Source organism: Gilliamella sp. HK2 (assembly GCF_001690265.1).
In the GTDB taxonomy this organism is placed as follows: Bacteria; Pseudomonadota; Gammaproteobacteria; order Enterobacterales; family Orbaceae; genus Gilliamella; species Gilliamella apicola_C.
In genome coordinates, this window is the sequence record NZ_LZGV01000079.1 from 26,185 (window position 1) to 44,849 (window position 18,665).

The 18,665-nt window shown below is 36.0% G+C and carries 18 protein-coding genes; 5 read left to right on the forward strand and 13 right to left on the reverse strand.

The window, feature by feature from the left end; translation table 11 throughout:
* Nucleotides 1-77 precede the first annotated feature (77 nt).
* The 13 genes from A9G45_RS07245 to pepN form a co-directional block, all read right to left on the reverse strand.
* Entirely contained in the window at nucleotides 78-602 is a 525-nt protein-coding gene (locus A9G45_RS07245) for a gamma carbonic anhydrase family protein (protein ID WP_065567654.1), read from the reverse strand.
* Nucleotides 583-1,848, reverse strand: coding sequence for a Bcr/CflA family multidrug efflux MFS transporter (locus A9G45_RS07250; protein ID WP_065567655.1), 1,266 nt, complete (start codon nucleotides 1,846-1,848; stop codon nucleotides 583-585). Before A9G45_RS07250 ends, A9G45_RS07245 begins: the two co-directional genes overlap by 20 nt.
* A gap of 138 nt (nucleotides 1,849-1,986) precedes the next feature.
* Nucleotides 1,987-2,676, reverse strand: a complete 690-nt coding sequence (gene rsuA / locus A9G45_RS07255) for a 16S rRNA pseudouridine(516) synthase RsuA (RefSeq protein ID WP_065567656.1) — start codon at nucleotides 2,674-2,676, stop codon at nucleotides 1,987-1,989.
* 19 nt (nucleotides 2,677-2,695) lie between these two features.
* Nucleotides 2,696-3,427, reverse strand: a complete 732-nt coding sequence (locus A9G45_RS07260) for a class I SAM-dependent methyltransferase (protein ID WP_065567657.1) — start codon at nucleotides 3,425-3,427, stop codon at nucleotides 2,696-2,698.
* Nucleotides 3,414-5,441 carry an oligopeptidase A gene (gene prlC, locus A9G45_RS07265; RefSeq protein WP_065567658.1) on the reverse strand — a complete coding sequence of 676 codons (2,028 nt, stop codon included), beginning with the start codon at nucleotides 5,439-5,441 and terminating at the stop codon, nucleotides 3,414-3,416. The genes A9G45_RS07260 and prlC overlap by 14 nt, the downstream gene beginning before the upstream one ends.
* Nucleotides 5,442-5,537: 96 nt before the next feature.
* Entirely contained in the window at nucleotides 5,538-5,795 is a 258-nt protein-coding gene (locus A9G45_RS07270) for a BolA family protein (protein WP_065567659.1), read from the reverse strand.
* A 91-nt stretch (nucleotides 5,796-5,886) separates the two neighbouring features.
* Entirely contained in the window at nucleotides 5,887-6,159 is a 273-nt protein-coding gene (locus A9G45_RS07275) for an STAS domain-containing protein (RefSeq protein ID WP_065567660.1), read from the reverse strand.
* A gap of 6 nt (nucleotides 6,160-6,165) precedes the next feature.
* Nucleotides 6,166-6,807, reverse strand: coding sequence for a phospholipid-binding protein MlaC (gene mlaC, locus A9G45_RS07280; RefSeq protein ID WP_065567661.1), 642 nt, complete (start codon nucleotides 6,805-6,807; stop codon nucleotides 6,166-6,168).
* 9 nt (nucleotides 6,808-6,816) lie between these two features.
* A complete protein-coding gene (gene mlaD / locus A9G45_RS07285; RefSeq protein WP_065567662.1) occupies nucleotides 6,817-7,407 on the reverse strand; it encodes an outer membrane lipid asymmetry maintenance protein MlaD in 591 nt (196 codons plus the stop codon).
* Between the two features lie 11 nt (nucleotides 7,408-7,418).
* The gene (mlaE, locus tag A9G45_RS07290; RefSeq protein WP_141673638.1) at nucleotides 7,419-8,198 is read right to left on the reverse strand and encodes a lipid asymmetry maintenance ABC transporter permease subunit MlaE; all 780 of its coding nucleotides are present in this window, start codon (nucleotides 8,196-8,198) and stop codon (nucleotides 7,419-7,421) included.
* A complete protein-coding gene (gene mlaF / locus A9G45_RS07295) occupies nucleotides 8,198-9,013 on the reverse strand; it encodes a phospholipid ABC transporter ATP-binding protein MlaF (RefSeq protein ID WP_218057063.1) in 816 nt (271 codons plus the stop codon). Before mlaF ends, mlaE begins: the two co-directional genes overlap by 1 nt.
* Before the next feature lie 155 nt (nucleotides 9,014-9,168).
* Nucleotides 9,169-9,498 carry a rhodanese-like domain-containing protein gene (locus A9G45_RS07300; RefSeq protein WP_065567664.1) on the reverse strand — a complete coding sequence of 110 codons (330 nt, stop codon included), beginning with the start codon at nucleotides 9,496-9,498 and terminating at the stop codon, nucleotides 9,169-9,171.
* Nucleotides 9,499-9,623: 125 nt separating this feature from the next.
* Nucleotides 9,624-12,257 carry an aminopeptidase N gene (pepN, locus tag A9G45_RS07305; RefSeq protein ID WP_065567665.1) on the reverse strand — a complete coding sequence of 878 codons (2,634 nt, stop codon included), beginning with the start codon at nucleotides 12,255-12,257 and terminating at the stop codon, nucleotides 9,624-9,626.
* Between the two features lie 157 nt (nucleotides 12,258-12,414).
* On the opposite strand from pepN, the gene pncB reads away from it, so the two are divergent.
* The 5 genes from pncB (at nucleotide 12,415) to A9G45_RS07330 (ending at nucleotide 18,649) form a co-directional block, all read left to right on the forward strand.
* Nucleotides 12,415-13,608, forward strand: coding sequence for a nicotinate phosphoribosyltransferase (gene pncB, locus A9G45_RS07310; protein ID WP_065567666.1), 1,194 nt, complete (start codon nucleotides 12,415-12,417; stop codon nucleotides 13,606-13,608).
* A gap of 167 nt (nucleotides 13,609-13,775) precedes the next feature.
* Nucleotides 13,776-15,179 carry an asparagine--tRNA ligase gene (gene asnS, locus A9G45_RS07315; protein ID WP_065567667.1) on the forward strand — a complete coding sequence of 468 codons (1,404 nt, stop codon included), beginning with the start codon at nucleotides 13,776-13,778 and terminating at the stop codon, nucleotides 15,177-15,179.
* Between the two features lie 284 nt (nucleotides 15,180-15,463).
* Nucleotides 15,464-16,615 (forward strand): porin, encoded by a 1,152-nt coding sequence (locus tag A9G45_RS07320; RefSeq protein WP_065567668.1) that lies wholly within the window; start codon nucleotides 15,464-15,466, stop codon nucleotides 16,613-16,615.
* 296 nt (nucleotides 16,616-16,911) lie between these two features.
* Entirely contained in the window at nucleotides 16,912-18,057 is a 1,146-nt protein-coding gene (locus A9G45_RS07325) for a porin (protein WP_065567669.1), read from the forward strand.
* A gap of 133 nt (nucleotides 18,058-18,190) precedes the next feature.
* Nucleotides 18,191-18,649: a methylglyoxal synthase gene (locus A9G45_RS07330; protein WP_065567670.1), complete on the forward strand. Its 459-nt coding sequence runs from the start codon at nucleotides 18,191-18,193 to the stop codon at nucleotides 18,647-18,649.
* Nucleotides 18,650-18,665: the final 16 nt, after the last annotated feature.

Here is an 18,665-nt window from a genome sequence, read left to right on the forward strand (position 1 = left end):
AAAATTGCTGGCATTTTACCATAAATTGCGCTATGTCACAGAGCGAATGAAATATAAAACATCATTTATTGTAGTTACTATCGATTTATAGGAAATAGATTTTCACTAAATCGTTTGCTATTTTTCACGTAACTTTTTGCATTGTTTATATTGCCTTCAATTTCGTTTTCAGTCAGTTTACGAATAATTTTTGCTGGCGAACCGATAATTAAACAACCTTCACTATAAGGAAGCGTGCGTGTGACTAATGAGTTAGCGCCCACTATGCAATTTTTAGCTATTTTCGCATCATTTAAAATAGTACTTCCCATACCAATTAATACATTATCTTCAATAATACAGCTATGAAGAATAACATTGTGACCAATTGTTACATTTTCACCAACAATACAAGGGGTACCTGTTTCAACATGTACAGTGCAATTATCTTGCACATTACTATTTTGACCAATATGAATAGGCGCGATATCGCCACGTAAAACAGTATTAAACCAGATCGAAACACCTTGCTCTAAAGTTACATTACCAATTATTTCAGCTGATTTTGCAATAAAACAATGTTGATGAATTTGCGGATGTAAATCACCTAATTGGTAAATCATGATTTTTCCTTTTTTGGTTTTTGGCACACAAAAATAAGCTAACAGCAAGAAAATTACATAACACCATAGAGCCAACCATTAACCATTCGGTCGAGTTATTTACCGTTTCTCTTACAGTCGAATGCGTTGATGCTAACATTGATAATGATAAACCCATTGCGCCAGCCACTGCAAAGCGAATTGTACCTGCTAAAGAAGAAGCTGTACCGGCAATATGCTGATGAAGATCTAAAATAATCGCCATGCTATTGCCTCCAATGGTTGACATACAACCAATATAACCAGCAATACAAATAACTAGGCAGGTAAACCCTAGATTAAATAGACTGACAACAAGAAGGCTTGTTGCCATAGTAAATTGGATAAAAAGCCCTAACTGCATCATTTTAATCGAACCAACACGTTTAACAAAACGGCTATTTACGGTATTCATCAATATCATAACAATAATATTGAGTGCAAAGTAATAACCAAAATTAGTGGATGCAACGCCATGTAAATTCATATAAACAAAGGGACCTAAGCTTAAAAAACAGAATAACCCCGCCCCTGAAAATGCGCCTATCATCATATAAGTGAGTGCTTGGCGGTGTCGAAACAGCATAATAAAATTGCTTAAAATACGAACTAAGCTAAACCGATCTCGTTTGGCTTTTGCGAGTGTTTCAGGGATATTGGTGACAACTAAACCAAAGCAAGCGAGAGCAATTAAGCAGATAGTGTAAAAATTGGCTCGCCAATTAAACCAATATAAAATAAATCCACCGATAATCGGCGCCAGTAATGGAGCAACATTGGATATCAGCATGACAAAGGACATCATTTTAGAAAATTCATCACGATCACGATAAATATCTTTCATTAACGCATTAATGACTATTGTGGTTGCCGCAGCCGCAATACCATGAAAAAAGCGAGCGGTAATTAATTGATTAATATTGGTAGCAATTGCACAGCTTAATGCCGCGCCTATAAACATAATTAGGCCAAAAATTAAAACGTTGCGTCGCCCATAACTATCAGTAAGCGGCCCAAATAAAAGTTGCCCAACGGAGAAGCCTAGTAAATAGCAGCTAATAGTGAGTTGTACAGCTGTATCGGCTACATTAAAGTTGTGCGCAATAGTTGGCATACTTGGTAAATACATATCTATAGATAATGGCATAAGCATAGAGAGTAAACCAAGGATAAAAATCAGCGCTTTTTTAGATATTTTTATTTCTACCTGTGTGTTTTGGTTTTGCACAAATCGTTCCTTTTTACGGCTTTTATATAAAATTTAATTAAGGACAAGCTTAATTTTTGCGGTGTGGCTAGCTTTAAAGTATCTATAAATATAAATAGAATGCCTCATCTTAACGACTTATCATTGCGACAATTGATATTAGCTAAAAGAATGAATTTCATCTTGAGTCAATGGTCGATATTCTCCCTCCGGTATATCAAGGATCACGTTACCGATTTGTTTTCGATGCAACGCAATTACGTGATTATTAACCGCTGCAAACATCCGTTTTACTTGATGATAGCGACCTTCGCTAATGATTAATTCAGCATGAAAATCATCAATAATGGTTAGTTTTGCAGGTTTAGTGAGTGACTTTTCACTTTTCAATTGAATGCCTTTTTTAAATATATCAATGAGCTCAACTTTTAATGGTTGTTCAACGGTGACTACATAAATTTTTTCACAATGATGTTTAGGGGATGTAATTCGGTGTGACCACTTACCATCATCTGTAAGCAAAACAAGCCCAGTAGTATCAAGATCAAGCCTTCCTGCTGCATGTAATTTTTCAGGCATCGGCTCATCAATAAAATAAAGAATTGTTGGATGATCGGGATCATTGGTCGAACAAACATAGCCTTGCGGTTTATTGAGCATAAAATAGCGTTGGTTGGTCACTTGTTCAATTTGATAACCATCATATTCAACTAATTGATCTGGCGATAATTGATACGCACCTGATTTGATAATCTCACCATCGACAGTCACTTTTTTAGCTTTGAGTTCTTTGTTTACAATAGTACGACTGGCGCCTAAATGATGAGCAAGAAATTTATCTAATCGCATAATTTAAAAATATTCCCTATTACTTTAAAGGTGTATAGATATCAAAACGGTGATTTTTAGTTTTAATTTCAGCTGTTGGCTTTTGGTTAGCTAAAAATGGCGCATAATCAGGTCGTTTTACCACAACTCGTTTCCGGGCTAATTGCCTTGCTGGTGCTAATAAACTATCAGCATCACTATCACTACCAACTAGCTGTTGAAAAATGCGCATCTCTTTTTTGACAAGCGCACTTTTTTGCCGATGTGGAAACATCGGATCAAGATAAACAACATCTGGTTTTTCAGGGTAAGCCCTCAATCCCTCAATGCTTGAATCATAAATTAAGTGTAAATGTTGCTCAATCCAGTGACCTATATCGAGATCTTGGTAGGCACGTTGTAAACCATCGCTTAATAATGCGGCAACGACAGGATGCCGCTCAAACATAGTGACATGACAACCAATAGATGCTAAAACAAAGGCATCACGACCAAGTCCCGCAGTTGCATCAATAACTGAGGGTAAATACTCACCTTTTACACCTACTGCTTTAGCGATTGCCTCGCCACGACCACCGCCAAATTGGCGACGATGAGCCATCGCGCCAGAAACAAAATTAACACAGATAGAGCCTAATTTTGGTTCGTCTGTTTTTTGTAACTCAAGTCGATTATTTTGGGTAACTAGCGTAAACGGAAGATCGGCATGGGCTAATAACCATTGCTCAGCTAATTGTGTTAACTGAGCTAAGTTAGAACTACTTGATACCATAGTGACGAAGTAGCGCATCAAGTTGAGGTTCGCGACCTCGGAAGTTTTTAAATAGCATCATTGGTTCATCGCTACCGCCTTGTGACAATATATTGTCAAGAAATGCATTACCTGTTTTCGCATTGAAGATACCTTCTTCTTCAAAACGTGAAAATGCATCAGCAGATAAAACTTCTGCCCATAAGTAACTATAATAACCTGCCGCATACCCCCCAGCAAAAATATGGCTAAAAGCATGAGGAAAGCGTCCCCATTCAACAGTAGGAACAACAGCAACTTGTTTTCTGACTTCAGCTAATGTGTTTAAAATATCGAGATCTTTTTGCGTATGTAATTTAAAATCAAAAAGGCCGAATTCCAATTGCCGTAAAATAAATAACGCAGCTTGATAATTTTTAGCTTCTAGCATCTTTTCTAGCATTTCTGCGGGTAATGGTTCACCTGTTTGATAATGACCGGATATAAATGCGAGCGCTTCAGGTTGCCAGCACCAGTTTTCTAAAAATTGGCTTGGCAACTCAACAGCATCCCACGGCACGCCATTAATACCAGCGACTGATGAAACATCAATTTCGGTTAACATATGGTGTAATCCGTGACCGAATTCATGGAATAATGTGGTGACTTCGTCATGAGTAAACAGTGCTGGTTTATCTCCAATTGGGCGATTGAAGTTACAAGTTAAATAAGCAACAGGTTTTTGTATATGACCATCAGCAAAACGCATGCGACCAATACAATCATCCATCCAAGCACCACCTCGCTTGTGTTCACGTGCATATAAATCAAGATAGAAGCTACCTTTTAATTCGCCATTAGCAGCATAAAGATCATAAAATTTGACTTCTGGATCCCAAACTTCAATGCCTTTTCGCTCTTTGGCTGTAATACCGAAAATACGATGTACTACTTCAAATAAACCATTAATTACTCGTTGCTGCGGAAAATAAGGCCGTAACTCTTCATCATTAATAGTATATAAATACTGTTTTTGCTTTTCACTATAATAAGCAATATCCCATGGTTTTATATCACTGGCACCAAAAAATTCATACGCATAGCGTTTTAGTTCAGCTAGCTCTTTTTCACCTTGTGGCTTGGCCTTAGTTGCTAAATCGCTTAAAAACTCGATGACTTGCGTTGTGGATTTAGCCATTTTTGTTGCCAGTGATTTGTCTGCATAAGTCTTGAAACCTAATAATTGTGCTAGCTCGTAACGTAGGTCCAGAATTTGCTTAATGATCTCTGTATTATCCCATTTACCCGCATTTGGTCCTTGGTCGGATGCACGCGTATTATAAGCTTGGTAAAGCTCAAACCGTAAATCACGATTATCACAATAAGTCATCACAGGAAGATAACTTGGTATATCCAATGTCAGCAACCAACCCTCTTTGCCTTTAATTTTAGCTTGTTCTTGTGCTGCTGCAAGCGCACTTTCAGGCATACCAGACAGCTCTTTGATATCAGTAATTAGTTTTGACCAACCCATAGTCGCATCTAGTACATTATTACTATATTTTGATGATAATTCTGATAATTTTGCGACAATTTCACCGTAGCGTTTTTGTTTATCATCAGGTAAACCAATTCCGGATAATTCAAAATCACGTAATGCATTATCAATAACTTTTTTCTGTGCTTTGCTTAACGTTGCGTATTGTTCGCTTTCTTTGAGTTGTTTATAGGCCTGATATAAAGGCTTATGTTGCCCAACCCATGTACCGTACTCAGAAAGTAAGGGTAGACAAGCTTCATAGGCTTCACGTAATTCTGAGCTATTTTTAACTGAATTAAGATGGCTAACAGGAGACCAAGCTCGACTAAATTTTTCGTCTACTTCATCAATGGGCTGGATCAAATTATCCCAAGTATATTTACTATTTTGTTTAAGTACGGTTTCAATAGTATTTCGACAATTTTTTAGAGCCTCTTGTATGGCAGGTAAGACATGTTCAGGTTTAATTTGAGAAAAAAGCGGTAATGGTACATCTGTTAGTAATGGATTAGTCATGTTGAGATACCTTTATACAAATGGTGTTGTCTATTAATAGAACATAATATGATGGCAAAGGTGAATAATTCAAGAGAATTTCATGCAAGGGAATACTTATAATCCCATAAGCTTACGTTCACGTTGCCACTCAGTGGGAGTATAGGTTTTTATAGAAAGTGCATGAATGCGGTTATCATTAATAAATTCTGCCAAAGGGGCATAAATAGCTTGTTGTTTTTTTACTCGATTTAAATCAGCAAATAATTCACCTACTGCAATAACTTGAAAATGACTACCATCATCGGTCAGCACATGTACATCATCAAGCTCAAGTGAACTTTTTAATTTATCTATAATTTCTTGTTTATCCATTCTTCATTCTCATCACTAATATAAATTATGGGGATTATTTTTTGTCAAAAAACTTTCAGGTGATTAGGCGTTCTGTATAAAAGCTAATGTGTTAGCTGTTAATTACCTGTTGTAGATCATACAGCGTCAATAATGTTTGTAACTGAGGGTTAATGCCTTTAAGCTCTACGTTATATTTATTGCAAAAATAAACTAAAGTCGCGAGTCCTGAAGAATCAACACGAGTAAGTTGCCCTACATCAATGTGTTTTACACCATTTAATATGGTATTTTGTGTAGGCCACAGATCGTTTAATGAGTGAACATCTAGCTCACCAAATAAACACAATACATCTTGTTGTTTTTCTGTTGTGATTCGCGACATTTTAAACTAGCCTTTTGGTTTCGTATTTGGATCAATCTTGCGATTTGAAAGCTCGGTTAATTGTTTCGTCAATGCATCAATACCACCTTGACGTAAAATTGATGACCATTCATTTTGTTTAGTGCTGATCATGCTTACACCTTCGGCAACTAAATCATAGGCTTTCCATTCGCCAGTTACAGTGTTTTTACGCCATTGAAAATCAATGCGTAAAGGTTGACCTTGGTTTGGTTGGATTAAGAGTACACGAATAGAAATAAGATTTTTCCCCGTTAAATCTTTTGCTGCCTCAACTTGATATTGTTGACCATTATACATTGAAAGCGCTTGTGCAAAAGTTTGTACTAAATAGTTTTCAAAAGCATCAAAATAGGCTGTTCGCTGCGCTTCGCTTGCACTTTTGTAGTAGTTCCCTAAAATTAACGCACCAGCGTATTTTACTTGTACATAAGGTAATAAATCTTGTCTAACAATGTCTTTAAGTCTGTTTGGATTTGATTTAATCACCGATGATTGCGACTTCATTGTGGTAAAAATTTTATCGGCGGCTACTTGCATCTCTTTATAGGGATCATTTTCCGCGAATGTATTAGCACTAAACAATAAAGCTAATGCTAAAAAAAGGGTTGTTTTAAATTTATTTAACATGTTAACTCCTTAGTTTTCATTTATATCTTGTTTTTTATCTTTATCATCTTTGTCTTTATCTGATGAACCACCTATGCTGTAAAGAAATTTACCAATAAGATCTTCTAAAACAATTGCAGGCGTTGTGTTGTGCACAACAAAACCTTCAACTAAGTACGGTGGAGTTTTATTTTTTTCTGCCTTAGCCAAAATATCTGGATCAACATCTAGTGAGTCAATACTTAATTCCGTTTCTCTATCAACACCTATATTGATATCAATATACTGTTCGCCAAGTATTCCAGATGTCTTAATTGCAAGAGAACTTGAACTTGGAATTTTGTTATACTGAGTATCTATATCCATAGCTACATACGGCTTGTACTCATCGTTATTTGGTGAACTTAACGAAATATCACTAACTCGCCCAATCACTACACCACCGATCTTGATAGGCGATCGAGCTTTTAACCCACCAATGTTATCAAATACAGCATAAACCCGAAAGGAATTATGGCTAGCAAATGATGTTGGATCAGCGACTCTAAAGCATAAAAACAGCACTGAACAAATGACCAGCACCATGAATAACCCTACTGTAATTTCAATTTTACGACTCATGTTTAATGACCTCAATGACTAAACATTAATGCGGTTAAAATAAAATCTAACCCCAAAATAACTAATGATGAATAAACAACGGTGTTCGTTGTTGCTCGGCTAATTCCTTCTGATGTTGGTACACAATCATAACCATTAAAAAGTGCAATCCAAGTGCTAGCGATAGCAAATACAAAGCTTTTTACAAAACAATTGCCCAAATCATGCCACCAATTAACACTACTTTGAATGGATGACCAAAAAAAGCCTGAATCAATCCCTTTCCAATCAACACCAACAAGTGCACCACCTAAAATGCCGACTGTGACAAAAATTGCTGTTAAAAACGGCATACTAAAAAAACCAGCCCAAAAACGCGGAGCAATAATACGTCGTAATGGATCAATCGCCATCATTTCCATGCTTGATAACTGTTCAGTTGCTTTCATTAAACCTATTTCAGCCGTTAATGCTGAACCCGCACGGCCTGCAAACAGCAAGCCTGCAACAACAGGGCCGAGTTCACGAAGTAAGGCAAGTGCGACCATCATTCCAAGGCTTGCTTCGGCACCAAACGTAGTTAATATAAAGTAGCCTTGTAAGGCAAGTACCATGCCAATAAAAAGGCCAGAAACCATAATAATCGTTAGTGATTGAACGCCAACAAAGTAAAATTGTTTGACTAATAATGGAAATTGTTTATTAAATTGTGGTTTACCAATTAATGCACCAAAAAGCATAACGCCAGAACGGCCAATCATCGAAATAATATTGATAAAACATTGCCCTAATTTTGCTAATAAATTCAACATTATTTTATACCTCTGCTTAGGTCTAATTTATAATCATCAGCAGGATAATGAAAAGGCACAGGACCATCTGCCAATCCATCAAGGAATTGTTTAACTCGTAAATCGTCATTATCACGTAATTGTTGTGATGTGCCACCGGCAATAATATGTTGTTCAGCAACAATATAAGCGTAATCAGCAATACTGAGCACTTCGTTTACATCGTGGCTAACAACAATGCAGGTTAATCCTAATGATTGGTTAATTTCAGCGATAAGTTTAACTATAACTCCCATTGATATAGGATCTTGTCCAGCAAAAGGTTCATCAAACATAATTAAATCAGGATCAAGTGCAATAGCACGCGCCAAAGCCGCACGCCTTGCCATTCCTCCAGATAATTCCGATGGCATCATATGCGCAGCACCACGCAATCCAACAGCTTGTAGCTTCATTAAAACTAAATTATGCAACACAGGCTCAGGTAAGTTAAGGTGTTCACGTAACGGATAAGCCACATTATCAAATACAGATAAATCAGTAAATAATGCACCTGATTGAAATAACATACTCATACGTTTGCGGACTTCATAAAGTCTAGATCGAGACATGCAAGGGATGTCTTCACCATCAAATAAAATTTGTCCTGACTGAGGTTTTAATTGCCCCCCAATAAGCCGTAGTAGTGTGGTTTTACCAATTCCTGAAGGTCCCATGATTGCCGTCACTTTACCTTTAGGGACATTCAAACTCATATTTTTATAAATAGGTCGCGTTCCACGATAAAAAGACATGTCATGAATTTCGACCAGATTTTTCGGTAATTCGCTCGCCACAGTGACTTCCTAGACTACTAAATTAGTATAATTTCGCTTATTTTACTTGATATTTGTGAATAAAGAAATCTATTAAACGCATAATCAAATAGTTATTAGAATTATGCATCAATAATAAACGATAACTAAATCAAGCTCGTTTGATAACGGGGGCTTTAATATCTTGGCATTTGTTTATCAATCATTACAGCCCAAGCATCAATCCCACCTGCAAGGTTATATAGCCTGTTAGGATCGAAGCCATTTTCTACTAAAAAATGGGCAACAGCTAAACTACGCCTGCCGTGATGGCAATAAATTACAATATCAATTTCATCTGGAATTTTATCTAGATATAATGGGATAGTATTCATTGGGATATGAATTGCGTTGTGAATACCGCAAATAGCCACTTCATTGGCTTCACGCACATCAAGCAAAAATAGTTTATCTTGCTGGTTTAATTTGTTTATAAGCTCAATTGGCGTGATTTCTTGTATAGTCATTATTTAAAACTCATTAAAATAGTTGTAAAAAAGTTTCAGGAAACTATGCATTTTAGTATAACAATTTGATTTAGCATTAGCTTTATATCATCCTGAAACACTGTAACAGGATGATATTTTGCAACTTATTCCTCTAAAGCTTTGCTAATTTTTTCATATAGATCTTTAGATAAATTTTCAATTTTAAGCAATGTTTCAAGCGCTTTTCGCATTTGTAGTTGGCGTTTTTCGTCATAACGTTTAAATCGAATAAGGGGATCGATTAATCGCGCCGATACTTGTGGATTTTTCTGATTTAATTCAGTGAGTATTTCAACTAGAAATTGATAACCACTACCATCTTGCGCATGAAATGCAACAGGATTGTTATTGACAAAGGCACCAATTAATGCACGAATTCGGTTTGGATTACTCAGTGAAAATGAGCGGTGGGTAAGCAACTTTTTCACTGTAACAAGGACGTTTTTGTCTGGGCTTGTTGCGTTTAACGCTAACCACTTATCCATAACTAGTCCATCTTGGTGCCATTTGTTATCAAAGTCAGCTAATAATTCAATTCGACAATTAAGTTCCGCTTTTACCGCCACATTTAAGGCAGCTAAACAATCAGTCATATTATTTGCTTGATGATATTGCTGTCTAACTAGTGTATTAGCGCGCGAATTATCATCCGCATAGGCTAATAAAGTTAAACAACAGTTTTTAAGTGACCGTTTGGCAATATCGTTATGTTCGATCTGATATTGTGGGGTTTTATTGTTGTTATAGATTGCACCTAATTCATCGTTAAGCTCATTAGCAAAACGTGTTAATAAAAAGTGGCGAACTTGGTAAATAGCAATAGGATCAACCACAGTAAATAAATTAGCCAACTCGTTTTCAGATGGTAAGGTTAATATTAAGGCAATAAGGAAAGGATCGGTATTTTCTGATAATAATACAGATCTAAAGGCATCTAATACAGTATCAGGTAGGGTTAGCTTTTGATTTTCCTGATAATTTTTTACATTTAAACGAACATATTTTGCTAATAGCATTTGAGCAGCATCATAACGGCTAAAAGCATTAGTCGCATGTTGCATTAGGAATATAAGATCATTATCTTGATAATCATAAGCTAACTTAACAGGCGCAGAAAAATCACGTAATAATGAAATAATTGGTTTTTCAGCCACATTATCAAAAATAAATTGTTGTTTGCTCTGCGTTAAATTTAAAATGTGGTGAATAGGTTTGCCTTGGTATTGTAATGCAATTATATCACCATTATGCCGATATAATTCGATATTAAGTGGAATATGCAGTGCTTGTTTTTGTGCCTGATCTTGAGTTGCAGGTGTACATTGTTCTACTGTCAGGGAATATTGTTGTTTTGTTTCATCATAATTATCGGTGACGGTTAGCTCTGGTGTACCAGATTGACTGTACCATAATTTAAACTGGGTTAAATCAATACCTGAGGCATCTTGCATGGCAGCCACAAAATCATCACAAGTTGCAGCACAACCATCATGGCGTTTAAAATAGAGTTTCATTCCCGCTTGGAATTTGTCCTCCCCTAGTAAGGTGTGCATCATACGGATAACTTCAGCCCCTTTTTCATATACAGTTACCGTATAAAAGTTATTCATTTCAATAACTTGATCTGGGCGAATCGGATGAGACATTGGGCTGGCATCTTCAGCAAATTGCACGGTACGTAAAAGTTTGACATCTTCAATACGTTTTATTGCACGTGATCCCATATCAGCGCTAAATTCCTGATCCCGAAAGACGGTTAATCCTTCTTTTAAGCTGAGTTGGAACCAATCACGACAAGTAACTCGATTGCCTGTCCAATTGTGAAAATACTCATGACCGATCACACCTTCAATGCCTAGATAGTCATCATCTGTTGCCGTTTGAGGTTTTGCAAGTACATATTTTGAGTTAAAGATATTTAAACCTTTGTTTTCCATTGCTCCCATATTGAAAAAATCAACAGCAACAATCATAAAAATATCTAAATCATATTCAAGCCCAAAACGCGTTTCGTCCCAACGCATGGCGTTTTTTAAGCTTGTCATCGCCCAGTGCGAACGATCTAAGTTACCTTTATCAACATAAATTTCTAAATCCACTTTCCGTTTTGATTGTGTGATAAATTGGTCCTTTAAAATATCAAAATCACCAGCAACGAGCGCAAATAAATAGGCTGGTTTAGGAAAAGGATCTTGCCATTGAACCCAATGGCGCCCATCGGCAAGTTCGCCTTGTGCAATACGGTTACCGTTCGAAAGTAGGAAAGGATAGCATTGTTTATTCGCTGTAATGCGCGTTGAAAAACGTGCAAGCACATCAGGCCGGTCAAGATAATAGGTAATATGGCGAAATCCTTCCGCTTCGCATTGGGTACAAAGCGCATCGCCTGATACATATAAACCTTCAAGTGCCGTATTATCAATTGGTTTGATTTCATTAACAATAGTTAAAGTAAATTCTGTAGGAACATTTTGAATAACTAATCCTGTTTTAGTAAGTTGATAATCATGCCATGGTTGCTCATTAATATTCACCGATATCAACTTAAGATCTTCACCGTCTAAAATTAAATCATTCGCTTGATTATTTTTTTGAAGCACACGGCTACGAGCGGTTACTGTTGTTATTTCTGGTGCTAAATCAAAATCAAGATCAATATCGGTAATGGTAAAATCGGGCGCTTTATAATCAAGCCGATTTTTGGCAATAGGTTGCAATTCAGGTGTTTTTGTATTCATGTTATGATGACCTTTTGGTTTGTACTCAAATTATATGCTGTGCTAATTAGCATTATAGCGGATTAAAAACAATCTTATTACATAATTAATCTATATCTTCATTATTATTCTGCTATAATCTTAAGAATTTTCTTTAAAGTAATAGCAGTCAATTTACATGTTACCAGCGATAATTACATCAATACTAGATACTGATGCTTATAAGTTGCATATGCAACAAGCTGTCTTTCATCACTACCCAAATGCAACAGTTGTTGCCGAGTTTCGCTGCCGTAGCGATGATTTATTAGGACAATATGTTAATGAGATAAAGCATCAAGTCAAATTGATGGAATCATTATCACTAAATGATAACGAGTTTGATTATTTATCTCGCATTTCGTTTTTTAAATCGGACTACTTAAATTGGTTAAAAAACTGGCGTTTTAACAGTGAATTACTAACAATTAAAAATGACAATGGGTTGCTGGTTATTCGAATCGAAGGTAAATGGTTAGATGTTATTTTATGGGAAGTGCCATTACTTGCGATCATTAGTGAAATAGTTCACAAAGATCGTTCGCCCAATATTGGTGTTCCTGAAGCCTTAGTAAGGCTAAAAGATAAATTGGCGTTGTTTGATAAAAAAACAGCTAATATAGATATGTCAGGCTTTAACTTAATGGATTTTGGCACACGTAGGCGTTATTCGTTTGCAGTGCAAGAGGCGGTTGTTAGTTATTTAAAAAATAATTTTAATAATTTTCATAGTACTAGCAATTATTTACTTGCTTATCGTTTAGGGCTTACTCCTGTTGGAACGCAAGCACACGAGTGGTTTCAAGCTCATCAGCGCCTAAGCTCATATCTGGAAGATTGCCAAAAAAATGCACTGCAAGTTTGGCTAGACGAGTATACCAAGGATTTAGGTGTTGCTTTAACTGATTGTATTACTATGGATGCGTTTTTACAGGACTTCGATTCCCATTTTGCCTCTTGTTATCAAGGATTACGGCATGACTCAGGTGATCCAATAAAATGGGGTGAAAAAGCGATTGCGCATTACCAACAATTAGGCATTGATCCTAAAACAAAATTGCTAGTATTTTCAGACAGCTTAAATTTTGATAAAGCGATTAGCATTTATCAACACTTTAATCATCGTGTAAAATTATCTTTTGGTATAGGTGGTTTTTTAGCTTGCGATATTCCATCGCCAGATTTTAATACTAACGCTTTGAATATTGTAATTAAATTGACAGAATGTAATAATCAGTCAGTCGCTAAATTATCCGATAGCCCTGGAAAGACTATCTCTCAAGATTTAGCTTTCGTTAATGAATTAAAACGGACGTTCAGTGTTAAGTATTAATCAATAATCTCACTTAACATAAAAATAAACAACTAGAAATAATTTATAAAAGCACGTCCTAACCAAAACTTTTGATATTTTGTGTGTAGTAAGTGGCATTAAAAAGGCTGGAAATGCCAGTATTAGTTTAGATATAACATTAAATAATGTAGAGATGGAAAATTAAAATGAATTCAGTTTCACCTATTGTTGATGTGTTACAAGGCAGAATTGCTGTTGGTAGCACTATTTCTGTTCAAGGCTGGGTAAGAACTCGGCGTGATTCTAAAGCCGGTATTTCATTTTTAGCTGTTTATGATGGTTCTTGCTTTGATCCTATTCAAGCTGTTATTGAAAATAATTTACCTAATTATGAACAAGATATCTTACGCTTAACTGCCGGATGTTCAGTTAAGGTGACGGGTAAAGTCGTGGAATCACCAGGCCAAGGTCAAAAATATGAATTACAAGCCATACAAGTTGAAGTTTACGGCTTTGTTGATGATCCTGAAACTTACCCAATGGCAGCTAAACGTCATTCAATTGAGTATCTTCGTGAAGTCGCACACTTACGAGCAAGAACGAATATTGTTGGTGCGATAACACGTGTACGCCATACACTTGCACAAGCAATTCATCAATTTTTTGATGAGCGTGGCTTTTATTGGTTATCAACCCCAATTATTACCGCGTCGGATACTGAAGGGGCTGGCGAAATGTTCCGAGTTTCAACACTCGATATGTTAAATCTGCCTAAATCAGATAATGGTAACATTGATTTTGATAAAGACTTTTTTGGCAAAGAAGCTTTTTTAACTGTTTCTGGACAGTTAAATGCTGAAACTTATGCTTGTGCGCTTTCTAAAGTTTACACATTTGGCCCAACATTTCGAGCTGAAAACTCAAACACAACTCGTCATTTAGCTGAGTTTTGGATGATGGAACCCGAAGTGGCATTCGCCGATCTAAATGACAATGCTAAGCTTGCCGAAGACATGCTGAAATATGTGTTTAAATCAGTATTAGAAAAACGTGCTGACGACATGCAATTTTTCGCTCAGCACGTAGATAAAGAAGCAATAACACGCCTTGAAAACTTTATTAACACTGATTTTGCCCAAGTTGACTATACTGATGCTATAACCATTTTGCAAAATTGCGATGCTAAGTTTGAAAATCCAGTCAGTTGGGGAATCGACTTAGCCTCAGAACATGAGCGTTATTTAGCCGAACAACATTTTAAAGCACCAGTAGTTGTAAAAAACTATCCGAAAGATATTAAAGCATTCTATATGCGCATGAACGATGATGGTAAAACCGTTGCGGCCATGGATGTATTAGCGCCTGGTATTGGTGAAATTATCGGAGGTTCACAGCGTGAAGAGCGTTTAGATATGTTAGATAAACGTATGGAAGAATTGGGACTTAAGAAAGAAGATTATTGGTGGTATCGTGATTTGCGCCGTTATGGTACCGTACCACATTCTGGCTTTGGACTTGGTTTCGAACGATTAATTGCTTATGTAACAGGTGTGCAAAATGTGCGTGATGTGATCCCATTTCCAAGAACACCACGTAATGCAAATTTTTAAACTAGTTGAGTTATAACCAATTCATTAGAGCTAAAGATTAACTAATTTTAGCTTTAATGCGCTCAAAAAACAAACAAACAGGCTTAATTTTGTGCTTAGACATCACCTTTTATGAAAAGTTCGCTTGATTTTAAAAAAAATTTATACATAATTTACACTACTGTAAAAAGTAGATAAAAATAATAGATAAAAATATTATTTTTTGGATGAATAATTATTTGTACAAAATTGACACTAAACTTATGGACAGTGTCTTTTTAAGAAAATAACCATGAGGGTAAAAAATGAAACGTAATCTATTAGCAATCGCTATCCCTGCGCTTTTAGTAGCAGCTAGCGCAAATGCATCTATTGAAGTATGGAACAAAGATGGTAATAAAGTTGACTTTTATGGTCGAGTAAAAGCAGCTAACAATATTACTGATCGTGGACAAAAAGGTGAAGGTGATGATACTTCAGCTCGTTTAGGCATGTCAGGTCAAACTCAAATCACTGATAGCGTAACTGGCTACGGTCGTTGGGAATATGAAGCTAAAGCTGGTAAGAATTCTGATAACGAAGTACGTTACGCATTCGCTGGTTTAAACTTTGGTGATGCAGGTTCATTTGACTACGGTCGTAACGATGGTGTATTAAAAGCAATCACAGCTTACACTGACGTATTACCACAATTTGGCGGTGATGCAGCAAACAACGATTGGCATGTACTTTCAGCGCGTACTAAAGCTGTTGCAACTTACCGTAACAATAACTTCTTTGGTTTAACTGATGATATCAGCTTTGCATTACAATATGCTGATAACGGAGATAACTCAAATGGTTATAAAGAAGATGCAATCAGAGGAGAATCTCGTGAAGCTTATGGTGCAAATATTCAATGGAATATTTTTGACTCAGGTTTAACTGCTGGTGCGGGTTATGCTCAAACTTCAAATAGTGATAATCGTCAAAGCACTTGGGCTGGTGGTCTTAAATATGACAACTATAATTTATATTTAGGCGCTAACTATTTCCAAAGTAAACTGAAGAATAGTCTTGCTACTTATTACCAAGATCTTTACTTGAGAAATACTGATCTAAAAGTTAGAGGATTTGAATTAGTTGCTCAATATGGCATTGATCTTGAGGTTGGTCGTTTAACTCCTTCTCTAGCTTATGTTCAACACAAAATTAAATCTTCTGATTATGACAATTTCCCTAAATATGGTTACCTTTGGAAGTATCGTGGCTTTAATTCACCAGAAGTTAAATATGTATCTCTAGGTGCAACTTATGATTTAAACAAAAACTTTAGCGCGATTGTTGAATATAAGTTCAATCTTCTTGATCGTAAAGACATCGGTGCAGGACATAATACAGAACACCAACGTGATCGTCACACAAACAAACCAGGTACTAAAGACGTGTTAGGTGTTGGTTTAATTTACCAATTCTAATTGCTTCTTGATATCTTATAAAAAGGCACTTATTGTGCCTTTTTTTTCGCCTTATAAATACCTTTCTAGTTAAAAAAACATTTTATGTTTAAAAAAAATAATAACAAACATTAAAATATTCGAAAATTCGCAGAATTAATCTAACTTCCAGTGTTAAATAGGTAATAAAATCTGTTCTGTCACAAGAAAATCGATATCACAATAATAATATAATTGCTAATTATTAGCAGTTATTTGTTAAACCAAAGCAAAGTAATTTGCATCTTTAATAATATAAAATACCTAAGAGGGTAAAAATGAAACGTAATCTATTGGCAATCGCTATTCCTGCGCTCTTAATTGCAGGCACAGCTAACGCTTCTATTGAAGTGTGGAATAAAGACAGTAATAAAGTTGACTTTTATGGTCGAGTTTATGCTTTAAACTATATTACTGATCGTAATAACCAAACGGGCGAAGGTGACAAAACCACAGCTCGTTTAGGTATGTCTGGTCAAACTCAAGTGACTGACAGTGTAACTGGGTATGGTCGTTGGGAATATGAAGCTAAAACTGGCGAAGATGCCGATAACGAAACTCGCTATGCTTTTGCTGGTTTAAACTTTGGTGATTTTGGGTCATTCGATTACGGTCGTAATGATGGTGTGCTAAAAACATTAACGTCTTATACGGATGTTTTACCGGAATTTGGTGGTGATGCTTCGGATAATGATCTTTATGCATTAACAGCGCGCACCAAAGCTGTTGCGACTTATCGTAACTCAGACTTTTTTGGCTTAGTAAACGGTCTGAATTTTGCTGTTCAATATGCGGATAATGGTGATAATAGCTCTACTCGTCATTTCACCAAACATGATCGTAATGGTGAAAAACGCGATAGCGCTGAAGCTTGGGGTTCAGTAGTTGATTGGAATGTGCTCGATACAGGTTTATCTGTTGGCGCAGGTTATGCTCAAACTGGTGGACATAAGGATGCTAAAGCATGGTCAACAGGTGTTAAATATGATAATAACAACCTTTATTTAGCCGCATTATATATTCAAGGTAAACAAAAATATGGTTGGGATAATGCATTAACGACACACAGTGCGAATGACTTAAAAACCAAAGGTTATGAATTTGTTGCGCAATATGGTATTGACTTTGAAGTGGGTCGTTTAACACCATCTGTTGCATATATTCAACATAAAGTTAAAGGTGCATCTAGTTATTCAAGTGATGCAGGACTTAAAGGTAATGATTTAGCGAAGTATGTTGATGTTGGGTTAACTTATGATTTTAACAAAAACTTACAAGCTATTATCGATTATAAGATCAATTTATTAGATAAAGATGATATTGGCGCACGTCGTGCTTTATATGAAGATGGCGCATTTACTAAATCGCAAATCAATGGCACAACAAAAGACACCGTAGCTCTTGGTTTAATTTACCAATTCTAATTGATTGTCTCTTAATATAAAAAAGGCACTTTGGTGCCTTTTTTATTATTTTTTACCGATTAAATATCTGTTGCACTTTAATTAAGACTCTGTTAAAAACAAACAAAGATAATAATAAATTAGGATGTTAATGATGCTAAATACCACGCGCAAATTACTAACTAAAAAAAACATTGCTTTAGTTGCCCACGATCATTTGAAAGAGTCTTTATTAGCTTGGTGTAAAAAAAATCGTGAAGAGCTTTCTCATCATAATTTATGTGGAACAGGTACGACAGGCACATTAATCAAGAAAGAAACAGGATTAAATATTACGCCAATGCTTAGCGGACCAATGGGGGGCGATCAGCAAATTGGGGCGTTAATTGCAGAAGGTAAAATCGATATTCTCGTATTCTTTTGGGATCCACTTAATGCTGTACCGCATGATCCCGATGTTAAAGCGCTTTTACGTTTATCAACAGTTTGGAATATTCCGGTTGCTACAAATCAAGCTACCGCTAACGCATTAATACAATCGCCAATATTTACACAAGAAGTGGATATTGAAATTCCTGATTACCAAAGTTATTTGAAAGAACGAGTAAGGTAGATGCTAATTTCTTCTG

Coding starts and splice junctions, on each gene's coding strand:
- A9G45_RS07270 (WP_065567659.1), bottom strand. CDS start 5,795: ATGGATAAACAAGAAATTATAGATAAATTAAAAAGTTCACTTGAGCTT.
- prlC (WP_065567658.1), bottom strand. CDS start 5,441: ATGACTAATCCATTACTAACAGATGTACCATTACCGCTTTTTTCTCAA.
- pncB (WP_065567666.1), top strand. CDS start 12,415: ATGTTACCAGCGATAATTACATCAATACTAGATACTGATGCTTATAAG.
- mlaC (WP_065567661.1), bottom strand. CDS start 6,807: ATGTTAAATAAATTTAAAACAACCCTTTTTTTAGCATTAGCTTTATTG.
- A9G45_RS07245 (WP_065567654.1), bottom strand. CDS start 602: ATGATTTACCAATTAGGTGATTTACATCCGCAAATTCATCAACATTGT.
- A9G45_RS07260 (WP_065567657.1), bottom strand. CDS start 3,427: ATGGTATCAAGTAGTTCTAACTTAGCTCAGTTAACACAATTAGCTGAG.
- rsuA (WP_065567656.1), bottom strand. CDS start 2,676: ATGCGATTAGATAAATTTCTTGCTCATCATTTAGGCGCCAGTCGTACT.
- asnS (WP_065567667.1), top strand. CDS start 13,776: ATGAATTCAGTTTCACCTATTGTTGATGTGTTACAAGGCAGAATTGCT.
- A9G45_RS07330 (WP_065567670.1), top strand. CDS start 18,191: ATGCTAAATACCACGCGCAAATTACTAACTAAAAAAAACATTGCTTTA.
- pepN (WP_065567665.1), bottom strand. CDS start 12,257: ATGAATACAAAAACACCTGAATTGCAACCTATTGCCAAAAATCGGCTT.
- A9G45_RS07320 (WP_065567668.1), top strand. CDS start 15,464: ATGAAACGTAATCTATTAGCAATCGCTATCCCTGCGCTTTTAGTAGCA.
- A9G45_RS07325 (WP_065567669.1), top strand. CDS start 16,912: ATGAAACGTAATCTATTGGCAATCGCTATTCCTGCGCTCTTAATTGCA.
- A9G45_RS07275 (WP_065567660.1), bottom strand. CDS start 6,159: ATGTCGCGAATCACAACAGAAAAACAACAAGATGTATTGTGTTTATTT.
- mlaE (WP_141673638.1), bottom strand. CDS start 8,198: ATGTTGAATTTATTAGCAAAATTAGGGCAATGTTTTATCAATATTATT.
- A9G45_RS07300 (WP_065567664.1), bottom strand. CDS start 9,498: ATGACTATACAAGAAATCACGCCAATTGAGCTTATAAACAAATTAAAC.
- mlaD (WP_065567662.1), bottom strand. CDS start 7,407: ATGAGTCGTAAAATTGAAATTACAGTAGGGTTATTCATGGTGCTGGTC.